The sequence below is a fragment of the Nonomuraea basaltis genome, from assembly GCF_005893125.1.
Classification (GTDB): Bacteria; Actinomycetota; Actinomycetes; order Streptosporangiales; family Streptosporangiaceae; genus Nonomuraea; species Nonomuraea basaltis.
Genome location: NZ_VCJS01000510.1, coordinates 1 through 2,018, shown reverse-complemented (window position 1 = coordinate 2,018; position 2,018 = coordinate 1). Strand labels below are relative to the sequence as shown.

The window sequence follows — 2,018 nt, the reverse complement described above, 5'->3', positions numbered from 1 at the left end:
GGCGCGGGCACGAGGTGACGGCCGTGGTGCGGGATCCGGGGAAGTACGAAGATCTGGCGCGCGAGGGGGTGCGGGTGGTCGCCGGTGACGTCACCGACACCGCGAGCGTGGCGGCGGCCGCGGCGGGGCACGACGCGGCGATCCAGGCGGCGACCCGGCTCGACATGCCGTCGGAGGAGTTCTACACGGCTGCCGCCCGCGCCCTTGCCGACGGGCTGGCGCAGGCAGGGGTGGACCGGCTGGTGGCGGTCGGCATCGGCACCCTGCTGGAGGTCGCGCCCGGGATCCGGCTGGTCGACACGCCCGGTTTCCCGGACGACGCGCGGGCGTTCTCGCTCGGGCACGCGGCGGAGCTGGCGGTGTTCGAGGAGTCGGCGCTGGACTGGGTGGTGCTCGCGCCGCCGCCGGTGTTCCTCGACGCCGAGGCGGACAGGACCGGGCGTTACCGGATCGGGGGCGGGCAGGTGCCGGCCTCGGCCGAGGGTGCTCCGGTGTTCTCCTTCGCCGATCTGGCGGTGGCGGTGGTGGACGAGGCCGAAGGCGGCGGGCATCACCGGGTCCAGATCGCCGTGTCCTACTGAACCCCGGGGTCCTGGCCCCCAGGTCCCGGTCCTCCCAGGTCAGCCCGCCGGACATGGCGGACGCCCGGCCGGAGGTGGCCGGGCGTCCGGGTGACTCTAGTGGTGGCGGCCGAGGACCTTGACCCAGTCCGTGCCCTCCGAGTGGTCCAGATACCTGGCGCCCTCGAAGACCGCGCGCCACGTGCCCGACGTGCGGGCGGGCACCTTGGTGTGGAAGTAGCCGTTGCGGCCGGTCTTGATGGTGTCCACGTACTCCCACTTGCCGCTGCCGTCCGGCTGGAAGAAGATCACGATCCGCTTCCAGCCGAGGCGGTGCCAGCGCTCCTGCTTCTTGCAGGTGTCGGAGTGGTGCACCGACACGAACCCGCTGATGTAGTCCTCCTCGCACTCGACGGAGAGCTTGCCCTCGAGGTTGATGGGCTCGCCGCGCCAGGCGGGCTCGGGGTTCGCGTCGAACTGCAGGCTCGTGCGCCCGCCGGTGAAGTCCGGGTCGGGCTCGTCCGCGAGTGCGGGCGAGGCCGCCGTGGCCACCATGGTGGCGCCCAGGGCGGCAGCCGCCAGGCCGGCGGCGAGACGTCGCATCTTCAAATGACTTTCCTTCCCCGTCTCAAACGCACCCCAAACGGGGCACGCGTCAACAGCCAATGACGCGTAAGGGTAAAGAAAAGTTGCGACAGAGTTGATCACGATTCCGCAACGCCGACGCGGCCGACGGCCGCAGCTGGGTTTATTTAGTACGTTACTGCGCTATTTGTTGTGATTTAGAGAGGTCCGGGGCGTAATGCCCTGTCCCCGCGTAGCGGACGCGCCACAAGCCGCCCGTACGGCCCGACATCGTGCTCACGAACGCGCCCGCGGCGTCCGTCGTCGTCTGTCCGACCCGCTCCCAGGCGGCGGTGGCGTTCGGGCGCCAGAGAATCTCGAGCGGCTGCCCGCCGAACGGGCCGTAGTCGGTCACGCCTCGGGGGTCAACCCTGGTCAGCGAGCCGTGCAGGCGTACCGCGCTCTTGGCCTTCTCCACGCGCACCGCGGAGAACCTGGTGTCCCGCTTGAGCTGGAACGACGCGTATTCCGTCACCGTCGCCCCGTCCTTTCCCTTCGCGGTGGCGGCGACGGTCCAGGTGCCCGTGGGGTAGAAGCGGCTCAGCCTCTTGTCGGGGAGGAAGCGCCAGGTCTCCCAGCCTCCGGCCATGCGGGCCGCCGAGCTCACCGGCAAGCGCCACACGAGCCTCGGGACCAGCGCGGGACGGTCGCCGGGCAGTGCGGCGATCTTGGGAGTCGCCTGGGCCGCCGGGCTGGCGCCCTCGACCGCCGGCGTGGCGCCCTGGTCGGGCCGGATGGACTGGATCGGCTTGGTGGACTGGAGCGGCTTGGCGGGTTGGAGCGGCTTGGTGGACGAGGCGGGCTGGGTGGCGGCGTTCGGTGACGGGGCCAGGG

At 71.4% G+C, this 2,018-nt stretch carries 3 protein-coding genes; 1 reads left to right on the top strand and 2 read right to left on the bottom strand.

Annotated features, from left to right (window positions below; all coding sequences use genetic code 11):
• Window positions 1–581 (top strand): NAD(P)-dependent oxidoreductase (locus EJK15_RS69030; protein WP_138720884.1); only part of this gene is annotated, 581 nt, incomplete at its 5' end.
• A 96-nt stretch (window positions 582–677) separates the two neighbouring features.
• Here the strand turns inward: EJK15_RS69030 and EJK15_RS69025 are convergent.
• Window positions 678–1,169 carry a hypothetical protein gene (locus EJK15_RS69025; protein WP_138720883.1) on the bottom strand — a complete coding sequence of 164 codons (492 nt, stop codon included), beginning with the start codon at window positions 1,167–1,169 and terminating at the stop codon, window positions 678–680.
• Window positions 1,170–1,320: 151 nt separating this feature from the next.
• A partial coding sequence (locus EJK15_RS72440) for a hypothetical protein (protein ID WP_206062348.1) occupies window positions 1,321–2,018 on the bottom strand: 698 nt, incomplete at its 5' end.